Annotated in this window: 1 protein-coding gene; it reads left to right on the forward strand. The window is 48.8% G+C overall.

Features of this window, described 5'->3' with window-relative positions:
• Positions 1 to 139 precede the first annotated feature (139 nt).
• A partial coding sequence (locus tag EYB31_RS39925) for a transposase (RefSeq protein ID WP_131019148.1) occupies positions 140 to 1267 on the forward strand: 1128 nt, incomplete at its 3' end.

A 1267-nucleotide genomic window follows, 5' to 3' on the forward strand; every position in this document is an offset into this window, starting at 1 on the left:
AGGAGACTGTCGATTAATTCCCCAAAATGCTTCTTCTAAAATAACGATAAAACAGCACGATATCTCAATATTTCTCTTATTTACTCTCTCATTCGTGGTATAATTTAGTTATTATGATCGGAGTTGGGAGTGTTGAGCAGTGCGCTACAAACAGTTGGATCAGATTTCATTCGCCGATCTAGAAGTATATACGGTATTACCGGAACATCCTGTGTGGAGTTCGGCTGCCGAACTCCTGGATTTCAGCTTTGCCGACGAAATATGCGCCCCTCTTTACTCTACTCGCGGACCTAAACCCTATGCGCCTTCGCTGAAGCTGAAGCTTCATCTTGTTCAGCGCTATTACAATCTTTCCGATCGTCAAATGGAAGAGCGAGTCATTGGTGATTTGTTTATAAAACGTTTTTTGGGTTTGCCGGTGAGTTTCATCGGATTCGATCACAGCACCATTGGGCTCGACCGCGAACGGATGGGTTCTGCGTTGTTTGATGCGTGCCACCATCACATCCTTGCACAGGCCAAACAAAAAGGATTGTGGGGAGACAACAAGGAGGTTTGGCTGGTTGATTCATTTCACACGAATGGACACGTCGCTCGTCTATCGGCCTATCGCCTCATTAAGCAAGCGATTCTTCGTGTGATGAATCATTTAAAGCGTACCCACCACCTACTGTATCGGCAACTATTGCTCCATCTTGACTCACAGCCGTTGACCGCCAAACTGCCGGATCATCCGTCACCTGACGATATCGCGGCCTCTTTCAGTCGCCTGGTCGTTCTTGCATACGGATTGTTACATTGGTTCGAGAAGGAGAGCATTCGCTCCATATTCTGGTCCTGGCAGGATCGGCAACGGCAGCTTGATTCACTAGAGCGGCAGGCGATTTTATTTCGTATTCTCACGGAAAATACGATGCCAGGTGATCCGGATGACGATCCGAATAGAGCTTACCGGAAGCGACCGCGCAAAGAGCGGCCCGCAAGCCAGTTGCTTAGCAGCGTAGATCCGGATGCAAAAGTGAGCAAGAAAAGATCGATCACCTATAGAGGCGACAAAATTCAGGTGGTGATGTCAGCGGCTCACCATCTGGTGCTAGTGGCTGAACCCATCGCCGGCAATGAGACAGATGGAGAGCGTCTACAAGAACTGCTAGATCAGGTGGACCAAAAACACAAAGTGAAGCCTGCCATTGTGGTCGCTGACTCCGCATACAGTCGTGGTTACCATCGCCGTGATTTAAAGGCCAAGGGGATATCCCTGGTAGCC

Origin of the sequence: Paenibacillus thalictri, from assembly GCF_004307995.1 — a bacterium.
GTDB lineage: Bacteria > Bacillota > Bacilli > Paenibacillales > NBRC-103111 > Paenibacillus_AF > Paenibacillus_AF thalictri.